The 21,821-nt window shown below is 65.0% G+C and carries 15 protein-coding genes and 1 pseudogene; 10 read left to right on the forward strand and 6 right to left on the reverse strand.

Annotated features, from left to right (window positions below):
• Both mazG and XI05_RS02020 read right to left on the reverse strand, forming a co-directional pair.
• The coding region (gene mazG / locus XI05_RS02015; protein ID WP_271498321.1) for a nucleoside triphosphate pyrophosphohydrolase at positions 1 to 847 on the reverse strand (847 nt) is incomplete at its 3' end.
• Between the two features lie 103 nt (positions 848 to 950).
• Complete coding sequence (locus tag XI05_RS02020) at positions 951 to 1,340, reverse strand: hypothetical protein (protein ID WP_271498322.1); 390 nt, start codon at positions 1,338 to 1,340, stop codon at positions 951 to 953.
• A gap of 146 nt (positions 1,341 to 1,486) precedes the next feature.
• On the opposite strand from XI05_RS02020, the gene queC reads away from it, so the two are divergent.
• Positions 1,487 to 2,200, forward strand: a complete 714-nt coding sequence (gene queC, locus XI05_RS02025) for a 7-cyano-7-deazaguanine synthase QueC (protein ID WP_271498323.1) — start codon at positions 1,487 to 1,489, stop codon at positions 2,198 to 2,200.
• A gap of 145 nt (positions 2,201 to 2,345) precedes the next feature.
• Here queC and XI05_RS02030 read toward each other — a convergent pair whose 3' ends face one another.
• Genes XI05_RS02030 through nthA form a run of 3 tightly spaced genes read right to left on the reverse strand, consistent with a single transcriptional unit; the run spans position 2,346 to position 4,014 of the window.
• Entirely contained in the window at positions 2,346 to 2,723 is a 378-nt protein-coding gene (locus XI05_RS02030; protein ID WP_271498324.1) for a nitrile hydratase accessory protein, read from the reverse strand.
• Positions 2,723 to 3,382, reverse strand: a complete 660-nt coding sequence (nthB, locus tag XI05_RS02035) for a nitrile hydratase subunit beta (RefSeq protein WP_271498325.1) — start codon at positions 3,380 to 3,382, stop codon at positions 2,723 to 2,725. Before nthB ends, XI05_RS02030 begins: the two co-directional genes overlap by 1 nt.
• Positions 3,379 to 4,014, reverse strand: a complete 636-nt coding sequence (nthA, locus tag XI05_RS02040) for a nitrile hydratase subunit alpha (protein ID WP_271498326.1) — start codon at positions 4,012 to 4,014, stop codon at positions 3,379 to 3,381. The genes nthB and nthA overlap by 4 nt, the downstream gene beginning before the upstream one ends.
• 92 nt (positions 4,015 to 4,106) lie before the next feature.
• Between nthA and XI05_RS02045 the strand changes: the two are divergent.
• The 7 genes and pseudogenes from XI05_RS02045 to XI05_RS02075 form a co-directional block, all read left to right on the forward strand.
• Positions 4,107 to 4,306 (forward strand): annotated as a pseudogene (locus tag XI05_RS02045) (anion permease); the annotation flags it as partial.
• Positions 4,307 to 4,529: 223 nt separating this feature from the next.
• Positions 4,530 to 5,669 carry a methionine ABC transporter ATP-binding protein gene (locus tag XI05_RS02050; RefSeq protein ID WP_271498327.1) on the forward strand — a complete coding sequence of 380 codons (1,140 nt, stop codon included), beginning with the start codon at positions 4,530 to 4,532 and terminating at the stop codon, positions 5,667 to 5,669.
• On the forward strand, positions 5,659 to 6,324 hold the full coding sequence (locus tag XI05_RS02055) for a methionine ABC transporter permease (RefSeq protein ID WP_271498328.1): 666 nt from the start codon (positions 5,659 to 5,661) through the stop codon (positions 6,322 to 6,324). Before XI05_RS02050 ends, XI05_RS02055 begins: the two co-directional genes overlap by 11 nt.
• Positions 6,325 to 6,516: 192 nt before the next feature.
• Complete coding sequence (locus XI05_RS02060) at positions 6,517 to 8,835, forward strand: TonB-dependent siderophore receptor (RefSeq protein ID WP_271498329.1); 2,319 nt, start codon at positions 6,517 to 6,519, stop codon at positions 8,833 to 8,835.
• A 55-nt stretch (positions 8,836 to 8,890) separates the two neighbouring features.
• On the forward strand, positions 8,891 to 10,183 hold the full coding sequence (gene fsrB / locus XI05_RS02065) for a siderophore utilization protein FsrB (RefSeq protein ID WP_271498330.1): 1,293 nt from the start codon (positions 8,891 to 8,893) through the stop codon (positions 10,181 to 10,183).
• An 87-nt stretch (positions 10,184 to 10,270) separates the two neighbouring features.
• Positions 10,271 to 11,098 (forward strand): hypothetical protein, encoded by an 828-nt coding sequence (locus XI05_RS02070; RefSeq protein WP_271498331.1) that lies wholly within the window; start codon positions 10,271 to 10,273, stop codon positions 11,096 to 11,098.
• Positions 11,099 to 11,300: 202 nt separating this feature from the next.
• Positions 11,301 to 14,402 carry an ATP-binding protein gene (locus XI05_RS02075; protein WP_271498332.1) on the forward strand — a complete coding sequence of 1,034 codons (3,102 nt, stop codon included), beginning with the start codon at positions 11,301 to 11,303 and terminating at the stop codon, positions 14,400 to 14,402.
• 28 nt (positions 14,403 to 14,430) lie between these two features.
• On the opposite strand, the gene XI05_RS02080 is transcribed toward XI05_RS02075, so the two are convergent.
• Positions 14,431 to 18,249, reverse strand: coding sequence for a Dyp-type peroxidase domain-containing protein (locus XI05_RS02080; protein WP_271498333.1), 3,819 nt, complete (start codon positions 18,247 to 18,249; stop codon positions 14,431 to 14,433).
• A gap of 626 nt (positions 18,250 to 18,875) precedes the next feature.
• Here XI05_RS02080 and XI05_RS02085 point away from each other — a divergent pair.
• Positions 18,876 to 19,907: a TRAP transporter substrate-binding protein gene (locus XI05_RS02085; protein WP_271498334.1), complete on the forward strand. Its 1,032-nt coding sequence runs from the start codon at positions 18,876 to 18,878 to the stop codon at positions 19,905 to 19,907.
• Positions 19,908 to 19,922: 15 nt separating this feature from the next.
• Positions 19,923 to 21,812: a TRAP transporter large permease gene (locus tag XI05_RS02090; protein WP_271498335.1), complete on the forward strand. Its 1,890-nt coding sequence runs from the start codon at positions 19,923 to 19,925 to the stop codon at positions 21,810 to 21,812.
• Positions 21,813 to 21,821 lie beyond the last annotated feature (9 nt).

Here is a 21,821-nt window from a genome sequence, read left to right on the forward strand (position 1 = left end):
GGACTTCCTTGCGTCCTTCTGACGTCGGATTTTCATCACTCTTCGCCGAATTCCACAGCGCATCCATCTCCGCCAGCGAGGCCTGCTCCAGCGTCCGGCCCTGCGCTTCCAGCGCCCGCTCGATATAGGCAAAGCGCCGCTCGAATTTTGCGTTGGTCGCGCGCAGTGCTGCTTCCGGATCGGCATCGACGTGGCGGGCGAGATTGACGAGGGCGAACATCAGGTCGCCGGTCTCTTCGGTCAGGCCCGCGCTGTCGTTGCGGTCGAGCGCGGCCTCGATCTCATCAGCTTCCTCGCGGATCTTTTGCAAGACCGCGCGCGGGTCGTTCCAGTCGAAGCCGACGGTGGAGGCCTTGCGCTGCAGCTCCATGGCGCGCGTCAGCGCCGGCTGGCCGGCCTTCACGCCGGTAAGCAGTGACTTGTGCGTCGGCGCCTCCTCCGGTGGCCGGCGTGCGGCGCGCTCGGCCTTCTCCTCGGCCTTGATGCGGTCCCAGACCTCCTTGACGTGGTGCGGGGCGAGATTGCCGTCCTTGTCGGCGAAGACGTGGGGATGACGGCGGATCATCTTGCGGGTGATGGCCTCGACCACGTCGCCAAAATCGAACGCGTTCTGCTCCGACGCCATCTGGGCGTGGAACACCACCTGGAGCAAGAGATCGCCGAGCTCTTCGCGCAAATCGTCGAGATCGCCGCGGGTGATGGCGTCGACGACCTCATAGGCCTCCTCGATCGTGTAGGGCGCGATCGTCGAAAAATCCTGCACGAGGTCCCAGGGGCAGCCGGTCACCGGCGTGCGCAGCGCCGCCATGATGTCGATCAGGCGGGAAATGTCGCGGGAAGGGGTCATTGCGGGCACCGGGATGTCAAAGGTCCGGGTCTTATGCCGCAATCAGCGATGTGATCCCAGTGGAACGCGGTGCGACCGTGTTGATTTCCACCGATGGCACGGCCTAATCGGAGGCCTTTCTCGAACCCGTGACCGCTGGGTCTGGTACGGTCCAGGGGCCTGTCGGCTTGAGCGCCTTGAGGTTTTCCCGAAAGGACAATCGTTCATCGGTAACATCTAGTCGGCGCAGCAAGAACCACATCCAGGCCAGGTACCATCCAATCAGGACGATTACTACCGCGGCCACAAAGGCGTAGGCCTGAAACAAGCTGGACACGAGCATGCACGCGAAAGTAATCACCGTGTAGGCCTTTACCTGCGTACGGAGGAGTCGATAATCGTCCTCCGAGGCAAGGACGTAGCCGCGGCCAAGCACGCCCCATGGAAAGAACAATCGGCGTCCATCTTCCGTGGTCTTGAAACTGCTGCTGGCCAGACGTTCAAAATAGCCCATCTCGGATCCGCCCGGATTGTCGTATGGCAACATCTCGATACTACCGGAGCGAGCATGCGACGGCAATTGGAATGGCTCGGTCGCATATGCCGATGAGCAGCCCGTGATGCATTGAAGCAGGCAACGAAGTGGACTAGGTGAAGCCCATGAAAGACGAACTTCGATCAGAAACTGCGCTTGTGCTGTTCTCCGGCGGTCAGGACTCTACCACCTGTCTTGCCTGGGCGCTAAACCGCTTTGCGCGGGTGGAGACGCTCGGCTTCGATTACGGCCAGCGCCACGCCATCGAGCTTGCCTGCCGCGACCGCCTGCTCGACGGCATCAAGGCGCTGCGCGCGGATTGGGCCGCAAGGCTGGGCGAGAGCCACACCCTGTCGATCCCGACGCTTGCGGCCGTCTCCGAGACCGCGCTGACCCGCGACGTCGCGATCGCGATGGGCGCGGACGGCCTGCCCAACACCTTCGTGCCCGGCCGCAACCTCGTGTTCCTGACCTTCGCTGCGGCGCTGGCCTACCGGCGTGGCATCAGCCACATTGTCGGCGGCATGTGCGAGACCGACTATTCCGGCTATCCCGATTGCCGCGACGAGACCATCCGTGCCATGCAGTCTGCGCTCTCGCTCGGCATGGCCAAGCCGTTCGAGCTGCATACGCCGTTGATGTGGATCGACAAGGCCGCGACCTGGAAGCTGGCGCATGACCTCGACGGCGAGGGGCTGGTCGATTTGATCCGCGAGCAGTCGCACACCTGCTATCTCGGCGAACGCGGCGCCCTGCATGAGTGGGGATACGGGTGCGGGGAATGCCCGGCGTGCAGTTTGCGGGCGAAGGGGTGGAACGAGTACGTGGCAGGGCGGTAGGGGTCGCTCCGCCGTCATTGCGAGGAGCTCTTGCGACGAAGCAATCCAGACTGCCGCCGCGGAGGGATTCTGGATTGCTTCGCTTCCGCCTTCGCTCTTTGAGCTTCGGCGGACAAGCCGCTCGCAATGACGAACTCAGTGACAGCTAGCCAAAATCCTCGTCCCGCAGCTCGATCGGCTTGCCGTGTGGCGTGCGATCTGCGGCGTGGTCCCAGGCGTCGCGATAGCGGTGCAGCGTTTCCATCGAGGCGACGCCCTTGCGCGCGACGAGGCCCTCCAGCGTGGCGAGCCAGTGCAGATAATAGGTCTCGCCGGTGTCGGGGTCGCCCGCGGCCTGGGCGCGCTGGATCTCGGAGGCCAAGGCTGCGGCCCATTCCGGCCAGGTGAACACGCCGCGCTCGTGCAGGCTCAAGGCCATCGCAAACGCATGCGCTTCCCAGGGCGCGCGGAACACCGGGCCGTCATCGTCGCGCGGAATGCTCGGAATCGCCGCCGTCGCCGCGGCCGCAAGTGCGCCGCTCATCACGCCGGGTCCAGATAGGGCTCGAACGCGTCGATCGAGACCTTCAGCGTGGGATCGCCGTCCTCGCCCCAGAGATCGCGGCCCTCGAACACGACGGTGTAGAGCCATTGCGGGTTCTCGCCGCGCTCCATCGCCGCACTATCCGGAAACACGTGGCAGCCGTGGTTGAGCTCGACCACGCCGACATGGCCGCGCACATAGCGCGGCAGCCGCGTGTGAGTGGCAGGATGGATGTTCTTCGCCCGCACGCGATCGCCGATCTTGAATTTCGCCGGAGCCGGGGCAGGGCGGCCGAACTTGCCGCGCACCATCACGCGCTCGACATTGGCGCGGTCGAACGTGCCGTGCTTGAGCGCCTTTGCGGGCTGCATCGCATGGCCGGCAGCGACCTCCTCGCGGGTGAGATAGCCCTTGTCGATCAGCATCTCCTCGAGCCCGAGAAACCATTTCTTGTAATAGGAGCTCGAGAGATAGACGTGCGGCGGCAAGGTCTCGCGATAGAAGCGCGAGGTGTCGATGTTGAAGGCACCGGCCGCGCCCATCGCGCGCACCATGGCCAGCACCCGCGACTCCCACTCCTCGTGAAACATCGGCTCGTTCGGCTCGGGCTCGACCTTGCCGAACCCGTCCATGCCGCCCATGTCGTGCACGCCGTTCACGACGGGGCTCCCGGCGACTTGGGAAAACCAGTGCCGATCATGGAGTCGCGCGTGACGAGCTCGGCGAGCTGCTCCTCGCTCCAGCCTTCCGTGCCGGCGGGGCGCATCGGCAGCACCAGGAAGCGCGTCTCGGCGGTGGAATCCCATACCCGGATCTCCGTGTCCTTCGGCACCGCGACCCCGAAATCGGCGAGCACGCCGCGCGGATCCTTCACCGCACGCGAGCGGTAGGGCGCGGCCTTGTACCAGACCGGCGGCAGCCCCAGCATTTCCCAGGGGTAGCAGGAGCACAGCGTGCACACGACCATGTTGTGCCGCTGCGGCGTGTTCTCGACCACGACGAGATGATCGCCGACGCGGCTGACATGGCCGAGCGTACCGATGGCCTTGGAGCCATCCTCCAGCAGCGCCTTCTTGAACGCCGGATCGGTCCAGGCCTTGGCAACGACGCGCGCGCCGTTGTGCGGGCCGATCTTGGTCTCATAGGCCTGGATGATGGCATCGAGCGCAGCCGGCTCGACATAGCCCTTTTCGGTCAGGATCGTCTCGAGCGCACGCACGCGCAGCTCGGTCTCGGACAGCTCGGAATGATCGTGATCGTGGTGATGATGGTCGTCGTGATCGTGGCTCATGCGGCGGAAGATAGGCGCAAGGGTCCGTTTCTGTCGAGCGTTCGTTGCAGCGCAAATCCGCCACCTGTTCGTGACGCTGTTGTGCGCTGATATTGCCGCCGGCAACCATGCTCTGCATGTATTCGCTCGGCCTCATGGGCGTGATCTCGTTACGCCACCGGACCTGCGCCGATGTATTTCGGGAGCGGCTATATCCGGAAGGGGCAGTTCCGGGGCCTTCGGACCGATCTCCGGAGTGCTCTATTTCGCGGGACCCCTGCTGATCGTGCTGCCCTGGCGGAGGATCTACTGAGCCTGTCTGGAGGCTGATCCCGGTTGGCGGAGGAATATTCTGCTCGCGGGAGAGATTGGGAAATCTTCGTCCAACTCCTGCCAAATATCTGAAATTGCAAGAAAGACTGGAAAAGGCGATGGTGCGTGCTGCGGTGCAGCGCGTTCGTTCCGGATCCTCACCGCTGTCTCCCCCCATCAACTTGGTTCCGGTGCGCGCACGCGGGAAACGCGAACTATTGTGCATGAAGGCTGCCTCCATGAATGCCCACCAATCGCTCGCGATCGGACGACCGATCGAAACGCTTGAAGCGATTTCACCCGCGCCGGCGGAGCCCGACGCGATGGTCCGTTTCGCCGGTATCTCGAAGACCTATCCGGCCTATCGCGGCAAGCCCGGCGTCATCGCGCTGCAAGACATCGACTTCGCCATTCCGCGCGGTTCCATCACCGGCGTGATCGGCCGCTCCGGCGCCGGCAAATCGAGCCTGGTCCGGCTCATCAACGGGCTGGAGAAGCCGACCACGGGCCGCGTGATCGTGGACAACAGCGATATCTCGGCGCTCGCCGGCCGCGAGCTGCGGCTGGCGCAGCGTTCGATCGGCATGATCTTCCAGCACTTCAATCTGCTGTCCTCGCGCACCGCGGCCGACAACATCGCGCTGCCGCTGGAGATCGCCGGCTGGGCCAAGGCCGACATCAAGGCCCGCGTCGCCGAGCTGCTCGCACTGGTCGGTATCGCCGACAAGCACGATCGCTATCCTTCAGAACTCTCCGGCGGCCAGAAGCAGCGCGTCGGCATCGCCCGCGCGCTGGCGACGCGGCCGAGCGTGCTGTTGTCGGATGAAGCCACCTCGGCGCTCGATCCGCAGACCACGCGGGCGATCCTCGATCTGCTTGCGAGCATCAACCGCGAGCTCGGGGTGACCATCGTGCTGATCACGCATGAGATGTCCGTGGTGCGCCAGCTCGCCAAGGAGGTGGTGGTGTTAGACGCCGGCCGCGTCGTCGAGAGCGGCCACGTCGCCGACATCTTCACCCATCCCAAACATCCGATCACGCAGTCCTTCCTGGCCGAGGTGATCGGCGACAGCCTGCCGGTGTCGCTGGCGAGCCGGATCGTTTCGGAGCGGCCTGCCGGCGGGCAGGCCGTGATCCGGGTCCAGGTGCGCGGGGCAGGGGCCGGCGACACCGTGGTGGCCCGGCTCGCGCGCGAGCTCGGGCTCGACGTCGCGCTGCTGTCGGCGCGCATCGACGAGATCGGCGGCCAGCATGTGGGCTCGCTCACGCTCGGAATCCCCGGCGGCGAGGACGCGGTGACGCGGACGCTCGCCTGGCTCTCTCAATATCAATTCTCGGCGGAGCGTCTCGGCTATGTCGCCTGAACTCATCAACCTGATCATCCAGGCCACCGGCGAAAGCCTGTACATGGTCGGCATCGCGGCGCTGCTCGGCACCGCCTTCGGCCTGCCGCTCGGCGTGTTCCTGGCCACCAGCCGCAAAGGCGAGCTGTTCGCGGCGCCCATCGTCAATCGCGTGCTCGGCATCGTCGTCAATGCGACGCGCTCGACGCCCTTCATCATCCTGGTCGTCGCCATCATCCCGTTCACGCGCCTCGTGGCCGGCACCTCGATCGGCTCGACGGCGGCGATCGTGCCGCTGACCATCGCCTCGACGCCGTTCATCGCGCGCCTCGTCGAGGCTGCGATCCGCGAGGTCGACGGCGGCCTGATCGAGACCGCGTCCTCGTTCGGCGCTTCGCCGCTTCAGATCGTGTTCAAGGTGCTGATCCCGGAGGCGCTGCCGGGACTGCTGCTGGCGCTGACGCTCGCCGTCGTTAGCCTGCTCGGCTACTCCGCGATGGTCGGCGCGGTGGGCGGCGGGGGCCTTGGCGATCTCGGTATCCGCTACGGCTATCAGCGCTTCATGCCGGAGATGATGCTGGCCGTCGTGGTCGTGCTGATCGCCCTGGTGCAGATCGTCCAGAGCGCGGGCGATTACCTGGCGCGCCGGGTCAATCGCCGGCTGCGGCATCACTGAAACATTTCCCGATGTTTCAGACAGGGCGATTCTGCTTCTGCCTGGAAACATTCCAAACTGCGAAGCACGCCTGAGCGCATTCGCCGCAGGTGCGGCGCACACGTCTGGAGAAATTCTAACGCGGTTCCTATCGCACTCGAAAACCGGCTGAGCTAGGGCGGGGCATCAAAAACGGTACCGGCGAAGCCGGCAGTGCGTGGGGCCTCGAAAGACGTGAGCGACTTTCAATTTTCTTCGCGTGGCGACACGCGTCGTCGACAGATTCAGGTGCTTTTCCTCGGGGCGGTCAGCACATTCTCTCTCGTCAGTCCCTTCGCTACCGTGGAGGCGCAGACGCAAATTCCTGCGGTCACCGTCGAAGCCCCGGCGCAGCGCGCCCGTCCTGCGGCCATTGCGTCCTCGCGACGGGCGGCGGCGGCGCGAACCGCACGCGCCAATCGTCGCGGCCCGGCGCAGCAGGCTGCGCCAACGCAGTCGGCGTCATCGAATGGCGCCACAGGCGAACGCGCCAATGGTCCGGTACGCGGTTTTGTCGCCACGCGCAGCGGTACCGCCACCAAGACCGACACGCCCCTGATCGAAACGCCGCAGTCGGTATCCGTCATCACCACCGACCAGGTCAGGAACCAGGGCGCGGTCTCGATCGGCGAGGCCCTGCGCTACACCGCCGGCGTCAGCGGCGACGTCAATGGCGGCTCGGACACTCGGTTCGGCGGCCTCCAGATCCGCGGCTTCGACATGACCATGCCGGGCCTCTACGTCGACGGCTTGCGGATTCCCTCCAGCAATTACGTGCATTTCAACGGCCTCGATCCCTATGGGGCCGAGCGAATCGAGGTGCTCAAGGGCCCGTCCTCCGCGATGTATGGCGGCAGCGGCACCGGCGGCATCCTCAATTACGTGACCAAGCTGCCGACCGCGCAGCAGTTCGGCGAGGTCTCGATCTCCGGCGGCAGCTTCAACCGCTATCAGGGCCAGTTCGACATGGGCGGCCCCGCCAACAAGGAAGGCACCGTGCTGTGGCGCCTGACCGGCGTCGTGCGCGACGGCGAAACCCAGGTCGACTTCAGCAAGGACAATCGCGTCTTCATCGCGCCCGCCGTCACCTTCAAGCCGAACGAGGACACGACCCTTACTGTGCTCGCCAACTACCAGAGGGATCGGGCAGGGTGGGGCCTCCAGTTCCTGCCGGCCTCGGGCACGGTGTGGCCGAACAACGGCCGCACCATCCCGGTCTCGTTCTTCGCGGGCGTGCCGAGCTTCGACGCGTTCAACACCGAGATCGCAACAATCGGCTACCAGCTCTCGCACGATTTTACCGACTACCTCACGTTCCGGCAGAACCTGCGCTACGCCTACCAGCACAACGAGGAAAAGGTGTTTTACGGCGGCGGCTATGCCGACGAAGCCGCAGGGCAGCTCGCGCGCTATGGCAGCTACAGCAACTCCTACATCAATTCCTTCGCCGTCGATAATCAGCTCCAGGGCAAGTTCACCACCGGCATTCTCAGCCACACCACGCTGGTCGGCGTCGACTACCGCAACACGTCCTTCCGCGACACCGCCTATGGCGTGACGACCTCGTCTCCGACGATCGACGTCTTCAACCCGGTGTACAGCTACGACTATGCCGTGGACGGCCTGCCGAGCGACAAGACCGGCGTCAAGCAGTCGCAGGTGGGAATTTACGCGCAGGATCAGATCAAGCTCGGCCGGCTCTCGTTCCAGCTCGGCGGCCGCCAGGATTTCGTGACGACGCAAGTCGACAACGGCATCTTCAACACCACGGTCGCGAAGGACGCCTCGGCCTTCACTGGCCGCGCTGCCGTGATGTACAATTTCGACAACGGCATCGCGCCCTATTTCAGCTACTCGGAATCGTTCCTGCCGCTGCTCGCGACCGGGCTTGGCGGACAGATGCTCAATCCAGAGACGGGCGTCCAGTACGAGGTCGGCGTCAAGTACCAGCCGATCGGCTGGAACGCGCTGTTCACCTTCGCCGCCTTCGACCTGACGCGTGACAACCTCGCTGTGTACGTGCCTGCAGCCACCTTTTACGAACAGATCGGCCAGGTGAAGTCGCGCGGCATCGAGCTCGAAGGCACGATGTCGCTCGCCGATGGCTGGAACCTGCGCGCGGCCTATGCCTATGTCGACGCCATGGTCACGCAGGATCCGGTCAACGTCGGCAAGGCGCCGGTCACCGTGCCGCTCAACCGCGCTTCGCTGTGGAGCGACTATACGCTGCAGAACGGGCCGCTCGCTGGCCTGCAGTTCGGCGGCGGCATCCGCTATGTCGGCACGACCTGGGGCGATGACGCCAACACCTTCAAGGTGGGCGCCTCGACCGTGCTGGACGCCCTGCTTGCCTACACCCATGACAATTGGCGCCTGTCGCTGAACGTGACCAACCTGGCCGACACGCGCTACGTCGCTGCGTGCTACAGCCTCGCGGGCTGCTTCTATGCCGAGGGACGCAAGGCGATCGGCAAGCTGACTTATCGCTGGTGAAATCAAAGACGGTCCGGCACCCGGGGGCCGGACGCGCTGATGAGAGTGGAAGACGATGAGAGCGATATTCGGCAGGCTGCATCGCTGGGCGGGACTGCTCACGGCCGGATTCCTGTTCTTCTCCGGCATCACCGGCGCGATCATCTCCTGGGATCACGAGATCGACGACGTCCTGAACAGCCATCTGTTCGATGTCTCGACGAAGGGGCCGGCCATTCCCTCGCTCGAGCTCGCCAAGATGATCGAGCAGCGTGATCCCCGCGCGCGCGTCGTCTACCTCTTCATGACGCCGGAGCAGGGCCACTCGCTGTGGTTCTTCGTCATGCCGCGGATCGATCCCGCGACGGGCAAGCGTTACCCGCTCGACTACAATCAGGTCTTCCTCGATCCCAACACCGGCGCGGAGCTTGGCCGCCGCTATTGGGGGGCGGTGTGGCCCGTCACGCGGGAAAACTTCGTCTCGTTTCTCTACAAGCTGCACTACACGATGCACATCCCGGAATTCTGGGGCAGCGACCGCTGGGGCATGCGCGTGCTCGGCATCATCGCCATCATCTGGACCATCGATTGCTTCGTCGGCTTCTACCTGACGCTGCCCTCGCGCCGGCGCGCAAAGGCGGCGCGCGCGCCCGCGGTCGCGCGCCAGCTCGAGCGCGGCTTCTGGGCGCGCTGGGCGCCGGCCTGGACCATCAAGACCTCGGGCAGCGCCTACCGCATCAATTTCGACATCCATCGCGCTTTCAGCCTGTGGACGTGGGGTGTGCTGTTCATCATCGCCTTCACGGCGTTTTCGCTGAATCTCTATTTCGAGGTGTTCTCGCCGCTGATGAAGATGGTGTCGAACTACACGCCGACGCCCTATGAGCAGCGGCCGTACCGCGATCTCGACGATCCCATCGAGCCCAAGGTCACCTTCGCCGACATCGCCGCGCGCGCCGCGGCCGACGGCAAGGCGCGCGGGTGGACGGTCCCGGTCGGGTCGATCAATTACGGCCCAGCCCATGGCGTCTATGCCGCCGCCTTCTTCCACCCCGGCGACGATCACGGCGCCGGCGGCGTCGGCCCGGCGCAGCTCTATTACGACAGCGAGGACGGCCGTCCCATCGGCGAGCGACTGCCCTGGGTCGGGACCGCCGCCGACATCTTCGTGCAGGCGCAGTTTCCGCTGCATTCGGGCCGCATCGTCGGATTGTTCGGGCGCATCCTGATCTCGGTGATGGGCCTCGTGGTCGCCGCGCTCTCGGTCACCGGCGTCGTGATCTGGTGGCGCAAGCGCCGCGCCCGGGTTCGCGTACGCGAGACCGCGGCCCTGCGGCTGAACCGGCAGCAACTCACGCCGGCAGAGTAGGGCACCCGCGTTCTGCCAGCGGATGAACCTTCGCACCCGGCGTCGGCACAAAGATGGGAGATCGCTCTCCAGTCTTCCGGAATTGCAATGAGATTGCTTGCCTTGCTCTGCCTGCTCGTCCTGGCCGCGCCTGCCCGTGCTGCCGCGCCCGAGCAGCACTATCTCGACCTGCGCGACCGCTACATCGCAAAATTCTCCAGCGCCAAGGAGAGCGACGAGATCTACAAGCAGCATGATGCGGCCCTGAAGGAGCTGGCCGGCGTGCTGCGCGGCCTGGTCGGTCCGGTCGCGATCAAGGGGCTGCCGACTGAAGCCAAGTCGAACGTCGATACGCTGTTCAAGAGCGACATCGGCTTCGGCCATCTCGACGGGCTGAGCTTCGCTTCCGAAGGCGACAAGATGCAGGCCGTGGTGACCACGACCGGGCTGCTCAGGCACTGGCTGGGCGAGCATCGCGAGGACGGCATGCCGCAGGAGAGCGGCGCAGCGTTGAAATCCGACCGCTTCTATTATTATGCGATCCAGGACGCCGCCTTCGCGATCTATGCGGAGCTACCGATCACCAAGCCGGCAAGGGCGAGCGTCGCAGCCGCTGTGCTCGGCGTGCGCGGCAATGGCGACCTGAAGGGGCCGCCGAACGAAGTCGACGTCGTCGCGATCCAGGGCGACAAGGTCTATTTCCTCGCGGCAACGGAGGCCGTGAAGACCGCCCCGATCCCGGCCTGCGAGAAGGTCTGGAAGCAGATGATGGCAAAGCCCGTCGACAAGAAGGATCCGCGCGGCGAGATGACCCGCGAAGACAAGGCGATGACCGCCTTCACTTCGTGCTTCGCCAAGGAAGCCCCGAGCCAGAGCTGGTATGCGGCCGCCGTCAAGAAGGCGCAGAGCCAGTTGGAGCGACTGCCGCTTCCCTAGGAACGCCCAGCTCAAGGTGCTCCGTCTTCGCCGGTGCAGGCGAAGCGGCCGCATGGACTGTCCCGGAAGGGAGAGACGTGAGATTTTTGACACTTGCGGGTTAGGCGAGATACTATGGCCTTTTGTCATACTTGCTGCATCCGGTCTGGCACCAGCTGGGGACCGTTCTTGCGGTTCGTCAACGATTTGGCTGCGATTGACGATGAGTACGCAAACCCGCGACCCAAAAGGCGAACGTCATCGATTGACGGTGCTGTTCTCTGACCTTGTGGGGTCCACGGCCCTGGGCAGAGATGTCGAGTCCGAGCACCTTTCCGAGCTCCTCGGCCAATTGCGGCAGATCTGGCATCGCGCGGTGGCGAAGCACGGCGGTCGCATCATCAGAACACAGGGAGACGGTGCCCTCGCTATTTTCGGCCATCCCCAGTCGGGCGAAGACGACGGTCGTCGTGCTGCGGAAGCAGCGCTCGATATTCACCAATGGGTCGGGCAGCTGCGCCACGATGGCGTGTCGCCGGCGCTGATGCCGCTGCGAATGCATTCGGGTATCCATGCCGGCACCGTGCTCCTGACCCAAGGCGACATCGAGTCCGGCCGGTATGACCTGATCGGCGATGTCGTGAACACGGCGGCGCACCTGTCGCGTCACGCCGGTCCGGATCAGATCCTCGCCAGCCTCGATGCCCTTGGGCCGCACGCCAACTTCTTCGAGCTCGGTGCCCATCTCCCATCGGGAGGGATTTCCGGAATGCCGCAGGCGAGGCTGGTGCTGAGACGAAGCACGGCGACCCGACGCTTCGAGGCAACCGCGCGCCGCGGCTTGACACCCTTCATCGGTCGTAACGAGGTATTCGGCTTCCTGACACGTTTTCTGAGCGAGGCACCTCCGCCCGCGCAACGTTGCACGGTCATCGTGGGCGGCCCCGGCCTCGGCAAGACACGCCTTCTGGAAGAAGTGCTGGAACACGTCGGCACCGAGCGCTTCAGGCTGCTGCGGGGCAGCTGCGAGAGTTATGTCGGTGCCGAGGTTCTGCAACCGTTCCTGCAAATGCTGCGCTCCGCTCTCGGAATAGGCCCGGATGCTTCCATCGTTGAGGCCAAGGAGACCGCGCGCACGGCTCTGGAGCCATGGGCGGCCCAGCTCGGCCCGCATGCAGAATCGATCCTCGCTCTGGCGTCGGCCGGCGCCGATGCGCGCGGCGGCCGCATCACTGTCGACGGCGTCGTCGGCGATCTCCTCGCGTTCTTCACCGGCGTGTCGGCGCAAGGCCCGCTGGTGCTGGTGATCGACGACTGGCAATGGTCCGACGATGCAAGCCGCCAATTGCTCCAGGCCTTGCTGGAATTGCCCAACGGACCTCGTGTCATCCTCGCCAGCCGGCCGCGCGAGGACGGCACCGAATGGATTTCAGGCGCGCCGCACCTGCTCCTCGAACCGTTTCAGGGGCCGGAAACCGACCTTGCCGTACGCCGCTGGGTGCCGCAGGCCGATCCGTTCCTCGTCGCCCGCATCCACGCCTACGCGGGTGGAGTGCCGTTGTTCATCGAAGAGCTCTGCCATTCCATCGCCGCCAACGATCCTGCTTCATTCGAAGCGCGCAGCAAACAGGGCTGGATCGCAACACTGGTCGCCTCGCGCCTGGCACGCCTGCCGTCCGATGAGGCGAAGGTGGTCCGCGCCGCGGCCGTCATCGGCAACACCGTGCCGCACGGGTTGCTGGTTTCGGCCTGCGGCAGCGAACCCGAGCCGGCCATCGTGCGGGCATTGGCCGATGCGGACTTTCTCTATGCCGATCCAGGGGGCGACGTCCTGCGCTTCAAGCACGGCATCACGCGCGACGCGGTCTACGACAGCATTGGGTTGCACGAGCGTCAGGCATTGCACAAGCGGATCGAAGCCACCTTGCTGGCGCGGTCCGAGCAGGCTGATCGCGAGGACGCGATGGAAGCTCTGGCCTATCATTCGCGCGGCGCAGGTCATTGGGAAAGCGCAGCCCGCTATGCCGAACGCGCCGGCGACAAGGCCATGGCTGCATTTGCGCTCGATCGTGCCAGTGCGCAGTACCAGGTCGCCATGCAAGCGCTGGATCGCGTGCCGGATCGCTCGCGCGAGCAATCGTTGCGCTGGTGCTTGCTGGCCAACAAGCTGGGTATGGCCAACATCTTCGACCCGCTGTCGCTGACCGACGATACGTCAGTGTTCGAACGCGCGGTTGCGATCGCGTCCTCCCTCGGCGAGACCGCCGCGATGGCGAGCGCCTATGAATGGCTCGGCTACATGTGCTATGGGTTCGGCCGTTTCCGGGAAGCTGTGACGCACACGCGGACGGCACTGGAATTGGCGCGCAAGCTCGGTGATCATCGCCTGATCGCCCAGATCGAAGCAACGCTCGGGCAAATTCTGGCCGCAAGCTGTCAGTACGACGAAGCCATCGCCCTGATCGACGCTGCCATTTCGACCAAGCAGCAGCGCACCCGGCGGCATGGCGCGATATCCTTCGGAGCGACCTACGCGCTGTCGTGCAAGGGCGGCATCCTCGCGGATCGCGGCGATTTCGACGGTGCCCACGCATGTTTCCGCGAAGCCATGGCCCTGGTCGAAGGCTCGACCCATCCGGTCGTCAATTCCGTACGCAACTGGATTGCGGTCGCGCTGAACTGGCAGGGCCGCTGGCGCGAGGCGGAGCAGCTTGCCGTCGAAGGGGCGCGCATCGCCGAAAACACCCGCAGTCTGCTGCTGCTGGCGGATTGCCGGGCCGCCTCGGGATTTGCCCGCTGGTCGGCGACCGCCGACGCCGATGGCTTGCTGCAGCTGCGCAACGCCGCGGAATGGATGGAGCGGCGCAACTTTCAATTCTACACGTCGGTTCAATATAGCTGGCTCGTCGAGGCGGCGACGGCGGAAGGCGACGTCGAGACGGCACGGCGGTATGCCGCCCATGTCCTGCGCCGCGCGCGCGAAGGCGAGCGGCTGGGCGAGACGGCGGCGTGCCGCTCGCTGGCGAGGCTCGCAGCCCGGCGCCAGGATCTCGGCCTCAGCGAACGCTGGTTGCAGCGGGCCGAGGCCTCCGCAGGCTGGCGCGGTTCGCTGCGCGATGCGGCCCTGAACCTGGCCCTGCGCGGCGAGCTTCTCGCGGGGCAGGGGCAGGGCGAGGCGGCCCGCCAGACCATTATGGAAGCCGCCGAGAAACTCAAGGCGCTCGGCATGCACTGGCATGCGGAGCAGGCGATCCGGCTCTTCATCGGCACACCCGTCGTCTACGCCAACGATCAACTCGGTCGTGCTCAGCCTTGTGCCGTCTAGTCGCTGCGCCGCCTGTCCTCAAACGGCTCTAGCGCAGAGCTGGACTCGGCGGCGCGGGAACCCTTCCGTCCATCGTCAGGCTCATTGGAATGGGGCCGGCCCGCAAGGGTAGCGGCGTCTCCACCAATGCGCTGAAGAAACCCAGCATCACTGCCAATGCCGGATCTGCTCCGGGACATGAATGCGTGGGATGCCCCGCGACCCTGCGGTTGCCGCCGAAGGCGTGATAGAGGTCCTGACGACCTTCGGCGAGATTTTGCTGGGTGGCGGAGACCGCGCCGGCGACGATGACGTCCCCCGGCCTGACCTCGACACCTCCGATGGTTTGCGAAACGACGGCTGTCCGCCAGATCAGTTCGGGCACCGCGCGAAGTTGCATCGCGGGGATGAAGTCGTCTCTCAGGCGGTTGAGGGCGTCCATGTAGTTCTTTGCTTCCGTGCCGGCATAGCGAGCGCGCAACGCCCATAGCGTTCCTTCGCGCAGCCATTCGTTCAATATCCTGCGCAGGTTGCCGTCGACGGTCGGAATGAAGCCCATCATGGCGCCGGCGATGGTACGCGCCACGAACGGAATGTCGCCGGTGCCTCGCGGCGAATTATAAACCGCCTTCGTCACGGGTCCGCTCGTCGGCCCGAACTGCGTCAGGAAACTCTCCATGGCGCGGCGCGCAGCGTCGCCATGTGCCGCGCCGATCGCCTCCACCGTCGTGTTCGGGTGGGGCTGGAAGATGTAGCGCGAAGGGGAGAGGAAATGGCCGGGATAACCGGGCGGCTCGCCTGGCTTCCAATCCCAGCGATAGCCGATGCGGCGGAAATGCCCCCCGTCTTCGCTCAACCCGAACCACGCTTCGCAGAAGGCGGCGAGCAGCGGATCCACCAATTCGTGCACGTCGACGGTCAGTTCCCAGCTCGCTTCGCCGTCGCTAGCGGCATAGTCAATCATCTGCTTGACCATGAAGCCCAGCACCTTCTGTGTGACTGTGCGCGCCAGCTCGAATGCGGCGGGTTGGTCAACGGCCATGATCGCAGCGTTGCAGGCGGCGGATTCCTGCTCATAGACCTGGTCCGGCTGTCCGGCGTCGCGGCCAAGATAGAGGATGCCGAACGACCGCAGCATGCGGGGAAGGTAGCCGGTGATGGTCAGCTTGGTGTCGGTATCGGCAAAGACCTGGTAGACCATCTCGCGGTCGGCGACCAAGACACCGAAGGGCGTGCGGAGCGCGCCGCCGTGGCGCTGGCGGATCGCAGCCCAGATCGACGCGTTGACGAAATGCGAGGCCGAATCCGGATCTTCGAGCGCCGTCTTCCATGCGGCCATCGCCGCGGCTTCGCCCTGCCGGCTCTCGATCAGGCGCAGACGCGCGATCTCCTTTTCCCCCTGATCGACGCTCCACGTCACCGCCGGTTTGTGGCCCTGGCTAGCCGCCCATTGCTGCAGGTCGGCAAGCGCCTTCTTGGATGGCGCGAAGAAATACGCTCCCCATTCCAGACGAACGAACGGACGGGGTTCGTCGTGGAGCCGGTCCGAGCCGTCCAGCGCCACGCGAATGGTTTGGCCTCCATGCTCGAAACGGAAATGTCGGAGCCGGCCAGGCTCGGCGAGGCCGAGGAAAGGATCGCTTACCCCCGAGGACGACGCCGAGCTGTTGCCGCCGGCCAGCCAGCTCTGCACCACCTCGAACTGCTCGCCGAGGCTGGCATTGTAGGCCATGAAGACCAGGCCGCGTTCTGGTTGCTGAGCGGATTTGGCGGCTTGCGCGTCAACGGGCGGACCGTAGGACATGCCACGCCTGACGATCCGTGGGGGCCTGGCGCCGGCATCCGCCTTGGTGATCGAGAGGCGCGGATTGGCGCGCCGTATGTGTGCGTGAAACGGGCACAGTTGGGCCTGTGGATCGGCGTCGTAGTTGAAGTCGTTGTAGCCTTTGTCAGGGGGCGGAGTAGGGGTCAGGGGTTGGCCGGCCTGGGGATGGCCCGTCGGCCAGCGTCCCATCATCTTGGCCATCAACATCTCGCGCGTCAGGGCAGGTGCGTCCGGTCCGGCCGTCTCGGTCACCTGTCGCGTCGCGCGGCACAGCACGTCCTCGAACTGCTCGACATCCTGTCGCAGCTTGCGCAGCGCCATGAAGCTGCCGTCGCGGAGCATTGCGTGAGCACGATTGGTCGTGTCGCCGAGCGGCGCTGTCTCGTCGGCGAGGTTGGGGTAGCCGCACAGAATCTCGCCAAGATGCACCCGATTGGAATAGACCTCGCCGGCCTCGCTCGCGTCCAGCACCGGGTTCGAACTGCCATCGGCGAAACCAAAATGGTCCTTCATGTTCTCAGAGGACCCAACACGTTGCCGCTGCATCCACTGAATCGACAGCGGCCTGACGCCTGGATCCACCTCGACCAGGCGGTTCATTTCGGCCATCAACGGTTTTCTCGCGTCCGCCGCCGTCTGCGGGTCCTTGTTCGGGTCTTTGGTCAGCAGGCGAAGCTGAAGGACGGCATGGACGGAGCTCATGCTGATGCGCGGCGCGGGGGCGCCTTCGGGCAGGTCGGGCGCGTTGATCCCGAGCGCCCAGTTGCTGGCCGGAAGGCGCCATCGCTGGGGGTGATTCCAGCGCACGTCGCCGAGCAGGCCGGCGCGTCTTTCCATGCCCTGCACAAACTCTTCCGGCAGTGTGCGCACCTCATCGTCTGACAGGCCGGCCTGGCGCAGCCCCTCGACGGTGAATGCGATGTTGGTGACGATCTGCCCCGGTGTCAGAACGTCGGCCGCGGACGTCACCTGCAGGACGTCGAGAAACGCCGCCAGCGCGGCCGGATTGGCGAACTGCAACAGCAGCAGGCAGCCGTGATCCGAGGCGGGGTAGGCGGAGAGAATCCCGCCCTGCACGTTGCAGCGATCCTGCAACGGCGATTGGGGCGGCAGGGCGAGCGGCAGCTTTTGTCGCACTGGCGCCACGTCGGGCGGGGTCATCAACCAGTGCAGCGCTTCTTCATAGCGCCGGCTGGCGCGTTTGACGCCTTCCGCATAGGCGGGGGTGTTGATCATGGTGACGAATTCCGGCAGCAGCTCGTGGGCGGCCCGATGCAGAACCACCCCGTCATGCGTCCCCGGCGGATAGAAGTCGGCCAGATGGTAGAGCCCCGCCAGCGCAAGTATGCCATGGCGAAAGGCAGGCCGGCCGGCCGCTTCGGGGGTGAGCGGTTTGCTGAAGCCGGCATTGGTCGGATCGACGCCCTGGAATACCGAGCGTCGCGCAATCTCTTCCGGCGACGGAATCCTCATCCGCGTGACGATCTGATCGGCGCCGGCGCCCGAGTCGCGCCGATAGACCCGCTCCTCCATCCGCAGGAACCGTGTGTCGTCCACGGTCAGGTCGGGGGTGGCATAGAGGAAATAGGCTTCAGTCTGCCTGCTCTTGAGCCAGATACCCCAGTTTTCGTACGTGTTCTCGTGACCGAGCACATAGCCCTCGGTATTGCAGAAGATGAGATCGAGCAGCCGCGCGGCCTTCTGCCAGATGACGCGGACATAGGCCTCCCAGGAGCCGTCGAACGTCGCGGTGAGCAGCACGTAGTCCACGGCATCCACGGAGTCGTCCTCGGGTTCGAGCACGGCGATGCCCACCGAGTGGATCCGTCCGACGCGGTCCACGGAATCGGACAGCACGCGGGCGAGCTCGTATTCATACGCATTGGCGCGTCCGCTATTCAGCGCCCGCAATACATATTTGACTCGGGTCTTGTACGTGGTCGCATCCAGGGAGGGCACGAACCCCTTCTTGATCGGAGCCATCACCCTGAAATCGGACGTGCCGGCCATGCTGCCGGTCTTGATGGTCAAATCACGACGCATGTCTCTGGCTCCCCCGGGTCGCACGCGGGCTGGAGGCGCCTTCGCGCCTGGGCCCGGCAACCGAAACGTGTTTCGTTATGCAACGCTATTTGAGAATAGTGCGGCTCTCGGCCGTTCAATTGTATGAACTGGCCCACACTCTCCGAACTTTCGGGCGCGGCGCGCAGGCGGAAGTTTCGCCGGAGCAATGCAATCAGGTAGCCCCGGGAGCGGCATAGGTTTGAGCCCGGGAAGGGATCGGGCTCGCGCGCGAGCTAGCGGCGCAGCTCACAGGCCGTGCAGACAGCGGTCCGTATCTATATCCACGATTCGCATAAGGTATATTATGGAATATCTTTATCTACAATCAGATCAATAATTTAGCCAATACTCCTCCAGCCGTATCTCCACTTGAGCGCTGGTTGCGGCCTGCGCCTCGACGGTCGCCTGAGCTAGTGTCGGCTACTGTGCATGGGGTTGTTTTTCCAGATTTGAAATCGGGTCTCCTGTGCCGAAAGCCGTTATTGCGGTGACCTTGTCCGGCTGCAATAAGCGAGGCTTCCGCGAGATCGCAGATGACCTTAAGGCGACGGTCCGTATAGGTTTGCATCTCAGAACAACAACAAACCTTCCGAGGAAGCAGACCCATGGTCTTTTCGACGCGCTTTTCCCGACGCACGCTTCTCAAGGCCTCCACCGCGACCGCGGTCCTGGGCGGCATCGGTGCGCCCCATGTGGCCCGCGCCCAGAGCGCCGAGTTCACCTACAAGTACGCCAATAACCTGCCCGACACCCATCCGCTCAACGTCCGCGCCAAGGAAATGGCGGCGGCGATCAAGACCGAGACAGGCGGCAAGTTCGACCTGCAGATCTTCCCGAACAACCAGCTCGGCTCCGATACCGACATGCTGAGCCAGATCCGCTCCGGCGGCGTCGAGTTCTTCACGCTGTCGGGCCTGATCCTGTCGACCCTGGTGCCGGCGGCGTCCATCAACGGCATCGGCTTCGCGTTCCCGGATTACGAAACGGTCTGGAAGGCCATGGACGGCGATCTCGGCGCCCATGTCCGCGGCGAGATCAAGAAGGCCGGTCTCGAGGTCATGGACAAGATCTGGGACAACGGCTTCCGCCAGACCACGTCGTCGACCAAGCCGATCACCGGGCCTGACGACCTCAAGGGCTTCAAGATCCGGGTGCCGGTGTCGCCGCTGTGGACCTCGATGTTCAAGGCGTTCGATGCCGCGCCGGCCTCGATCAATTTCAGCGAAGTCTATTCGGCGCTGCAGACCAAGATCGTCGAGGGCCAGGAGAACCCGCTGGCGATCATCTCGACCGCCAAGCTCTTCGAGGTGCAGAAGTACTGCTCGCTGACCAACCACATGTGGGACGGCTTCTGGTTCCTGGCCAACCGCAGAGCCTGGGAAAAGCTGCCCCAGGACGTGCGCACCGTGGTCGCCAAGAACATCAATGCCGCCGCCGTCAAGGAACGTGAGGATACCGCCAAGCTCAATGCCAACCTGCAGCAGGAGCTCGCCGGCAAGGGCCTGGCGTTCAACCAGCCGGCCGTGGCACCGTTCCGCGACAAGCTGCGCTCTGCCGGCTTCTATGCCGAATGGAAAGGCAAATATGGCGATCAGGCCTGGGAGCTCCTGGAGAAGGCCGTCGGCAAGCTGTCGTAACGCGTTGGGTCCGTTATGGCTCACGTCGAGATCGAGGTGACCGAAGCGGTGGGCGAGGTGACGTTGCAATCCCCTCGCCGACCTTCGCTGCTGACTTCGCTCGAGCGCGTGCTCGGTCTCGTCGTCGAAATCCCGGCGGCGACCCTGGTCGTCGCCGAGATCGTGATCCTGTTTGCCGGTGTGGTCGCGCGCTACGGCCTGCACCGGCCGCTGATCTGGTCGGACGAGCTCGCCTCGATCCTGTTCCTGTGGCTCGCGATGCTCGGCGCGGCGGTCGCATTCCGCCGCTCCGAGCATATGCGCATGACCGCGATCGTCGCGAGCGCCAGGCCGGCGATGCGAGCCTATCTCGATCTGGTCGCGACCTCGGCCGCGCTGGCATTCCTGGCGCTGATCGTCTGGCCGTCCTGCGACTATGCCTACGAAGAGAGCTACATCACCACGCCGGCGCTGCAGATCTCCAACATGTGGCGCGCCGCCGCGCTACCGGCCGGCGTCGGGCTGATGGCGGCCTTTGCCTTGCTGCGGCTGCTACGCGCGGCCGACTACCGGATGGTCGCCGCCGCCGTGCTGTCGGTTGCGATCGTGATCGGCCTGTTCTGGCTAGCGGAGCCGCTCCTGCGGCCGCTCGGCAATCTCAACCTCGTCATCTTCTTCGTCGGCGTTGCCGGCTTCTGCGTCTTTGCCGGCGTTCCCATTGCGTTCGGCTTTGGCCTCGCCATCTTCGGCTATCTCGCGTTGACCACGCGCACGCCCGTCATGGTGCTGGTCGGGCGCATGGACGAGGGCATGAGCCACCTCATCCTGCTTTCCGTGCCGCTGTTCGTGTTCTTAGGCCTGCTGATCGAGATGACCGGCATGGCGCGGGCCATGGTGGCGTTCTTGGCAAGCCTGCTCGGCCATATCAGGGGCGGCCTGCATTACGTGCTGGTCGGCGCGATGTACCTCGTCTCCGGCATCTCCGGCGCCAAGGCCGCCGACATGGCCGCTGTCGCGCCCGTGCTGTTCCCTGAGATGAAACAGCGCGGCGCCAAGCCCGGCGACCTCGTCGCGCTGCTGGCGGCAACAGGCGCCCAGACCGAGACGATTCCGCCGAGCCTGGTGCTGATCACGATCGGCTCGGTGACGGGCGTCTCGATCGCCGCTCTCTTCACCGGAGGCCTGCTGCCCGGCGTCGTGCTCGCGGTCACGCTCTGCATGCTGGTGTGGTGGCGCTACCGCCACGAGGACATGAGCCATGTCCGCCGCGCCACGGCTTCCGAGATCGGCAAGACCTTCGTCATCGCCCTGCCCGCGCTCGCGCTGCCCTTCGTGATCCGCTATGCCGTGGTCGAGGGCATCGCGACTGCCACCGAGGTCTCGACCATCGGCATCGTCTATGGCGCGCTCGTCGGCCTCCTGGTCTACCGCCGGTTCGACTGGCGGCGGCTGTTTCCGATGCTGGTCGAGACCGCGGCACTGTCGGGCGCGATCCTCCTGATCATCGGCACGGCCACCGGCATGGCCTGGGGCCTGACGCAATCGGGCTTCTCGCGCTCGCTGGCGGCGGCCATGACCGGTTTGCCTGGCGGGGCTGCGACTTTCATCGCTGTGTCCATCCTGGCCTTCACCATCCTCGGCAGCGTGCTGGAGGGCATTCCGGCCATCGTGCTGTTCGGACCGCTGCTGTTCCCGATCGCCCGCGCCGTCGGCGTGCACGAGGTGCACTACGCCATGGTGATCATCCTGGCCATGGGTATCGGGCTATTCGCCCCGCCCTTCGGCGTCGGCTATTATGCCGCCTGCGCCATCGGACGCGTCGATCCGGCCGAAGGCATCAAGCCGATCTGGGGCTATCTGCTGGCGCTGCTGGTGGGATTGATCATCGTCGCGATCTTCCCCTGGATCTCGATCGGATTTCTTTGATGCGGTTTA

It is taken from the genome of Bradyrhizobium sp. CCBAU 11357, from assembly GCF_028128865.1.
Taxonomy (GTDB): domain Bacteria; phylum Pseudomonadota; class Alphaproteobacteria; order Rhizobiales; family Xanthobacteraceae; genus Bradyrhizobium.

What these genes read in the sequence shown, in the direction of transcription:
- XI05_RS02020 (WP_271498322.1), bottom strand. Translation starts at nt 1,340, where the DNA reads ATGGGCTATTTTGAACGTCTGGCCAGCAGCAGTTTCAAGACCACGGAA.
- queC (WP_271498323.1), top strand. Translation starts at nt 1,487, where the DNA reads ATGAAAGACGAACTTCGATCAGAAACTGCGCTTGTGCTGTTCTCCGGC.
- XI05_RS02030 (WP_271498324.1), bottom strand. Translation starts at nt 2,723, where the DNA reads ATGAGCGGCGCACTTGCGGCCGCGGCGACGGCGGCGATTCCGAGCATT.
- nthA (WP_271498326.1), bottom strand. Translation starts at nt 4,014, where the DNA reads ATGAGCCACGATCACGACGACCATCATCACCACGATCACGATCATTCC.
- XI05_RS02050 (WP_271498327.1), top strand. Translation starts at nt 4,530, where the DNA reads ATGAAGGCTGCCTCCATGAATGCCCACCAATCGCTCGCGATCGGACGA.
- XI05_RS02055 (WP_271498328.1), top strand. Translation starts at nt 5,659, where the DNA reads ATGTCGCCTGAACTCATCAACCTGATCATCCAGGCCACCGGCGAAAGC.
- fsrB (WP_271498330.1), top strand. Translation starts at nt 8,891, where the DNA reads ATGAGAGCGATATTCGGCAGGCTGCATCGCTGGGCGGGACTGCTCACG.
- XI05_RS02070 (WP_271498331.1), top strand. Translation starts at nt 10,271, where the DNA reads ATGAGATTGCTTGCCTTGCTCTGCCTGCTCGTCCTGGCCGCGCCTGCC.
- XI05_RS02075 (WP_271498332.1), top strand. Translation starts at nt 11,301, where the DNA reads ATGAGTACGCAAACCCGCGACCCAAAAGGCGAACGTCATCGATTGACG.
- XI05_RS02080 (WP_271498333.1), bottom strand. Translation starts at nt 18,249, where the DNA reads ATGCGTCGTGATTTGACCATCAAGACCGGCAGCATGGCCGGCACGTCC.
- XI05_RS02085 (WP_271498334.1), top strand. Translation starts at nt 18,876, where the DNA reads ATGGTCTTTTCGACGCGCTTTTCCCGACGCACGCTTCTCAAGGCCTCC.
- XI05_RS02090 (WP_271498335.1), top strand. Translation starts at nt 19,923, where the DNA reads ATGGCTCACGTCGAGATCGAGGTGACCGAAGCGGTGGGCGAGGTGACG.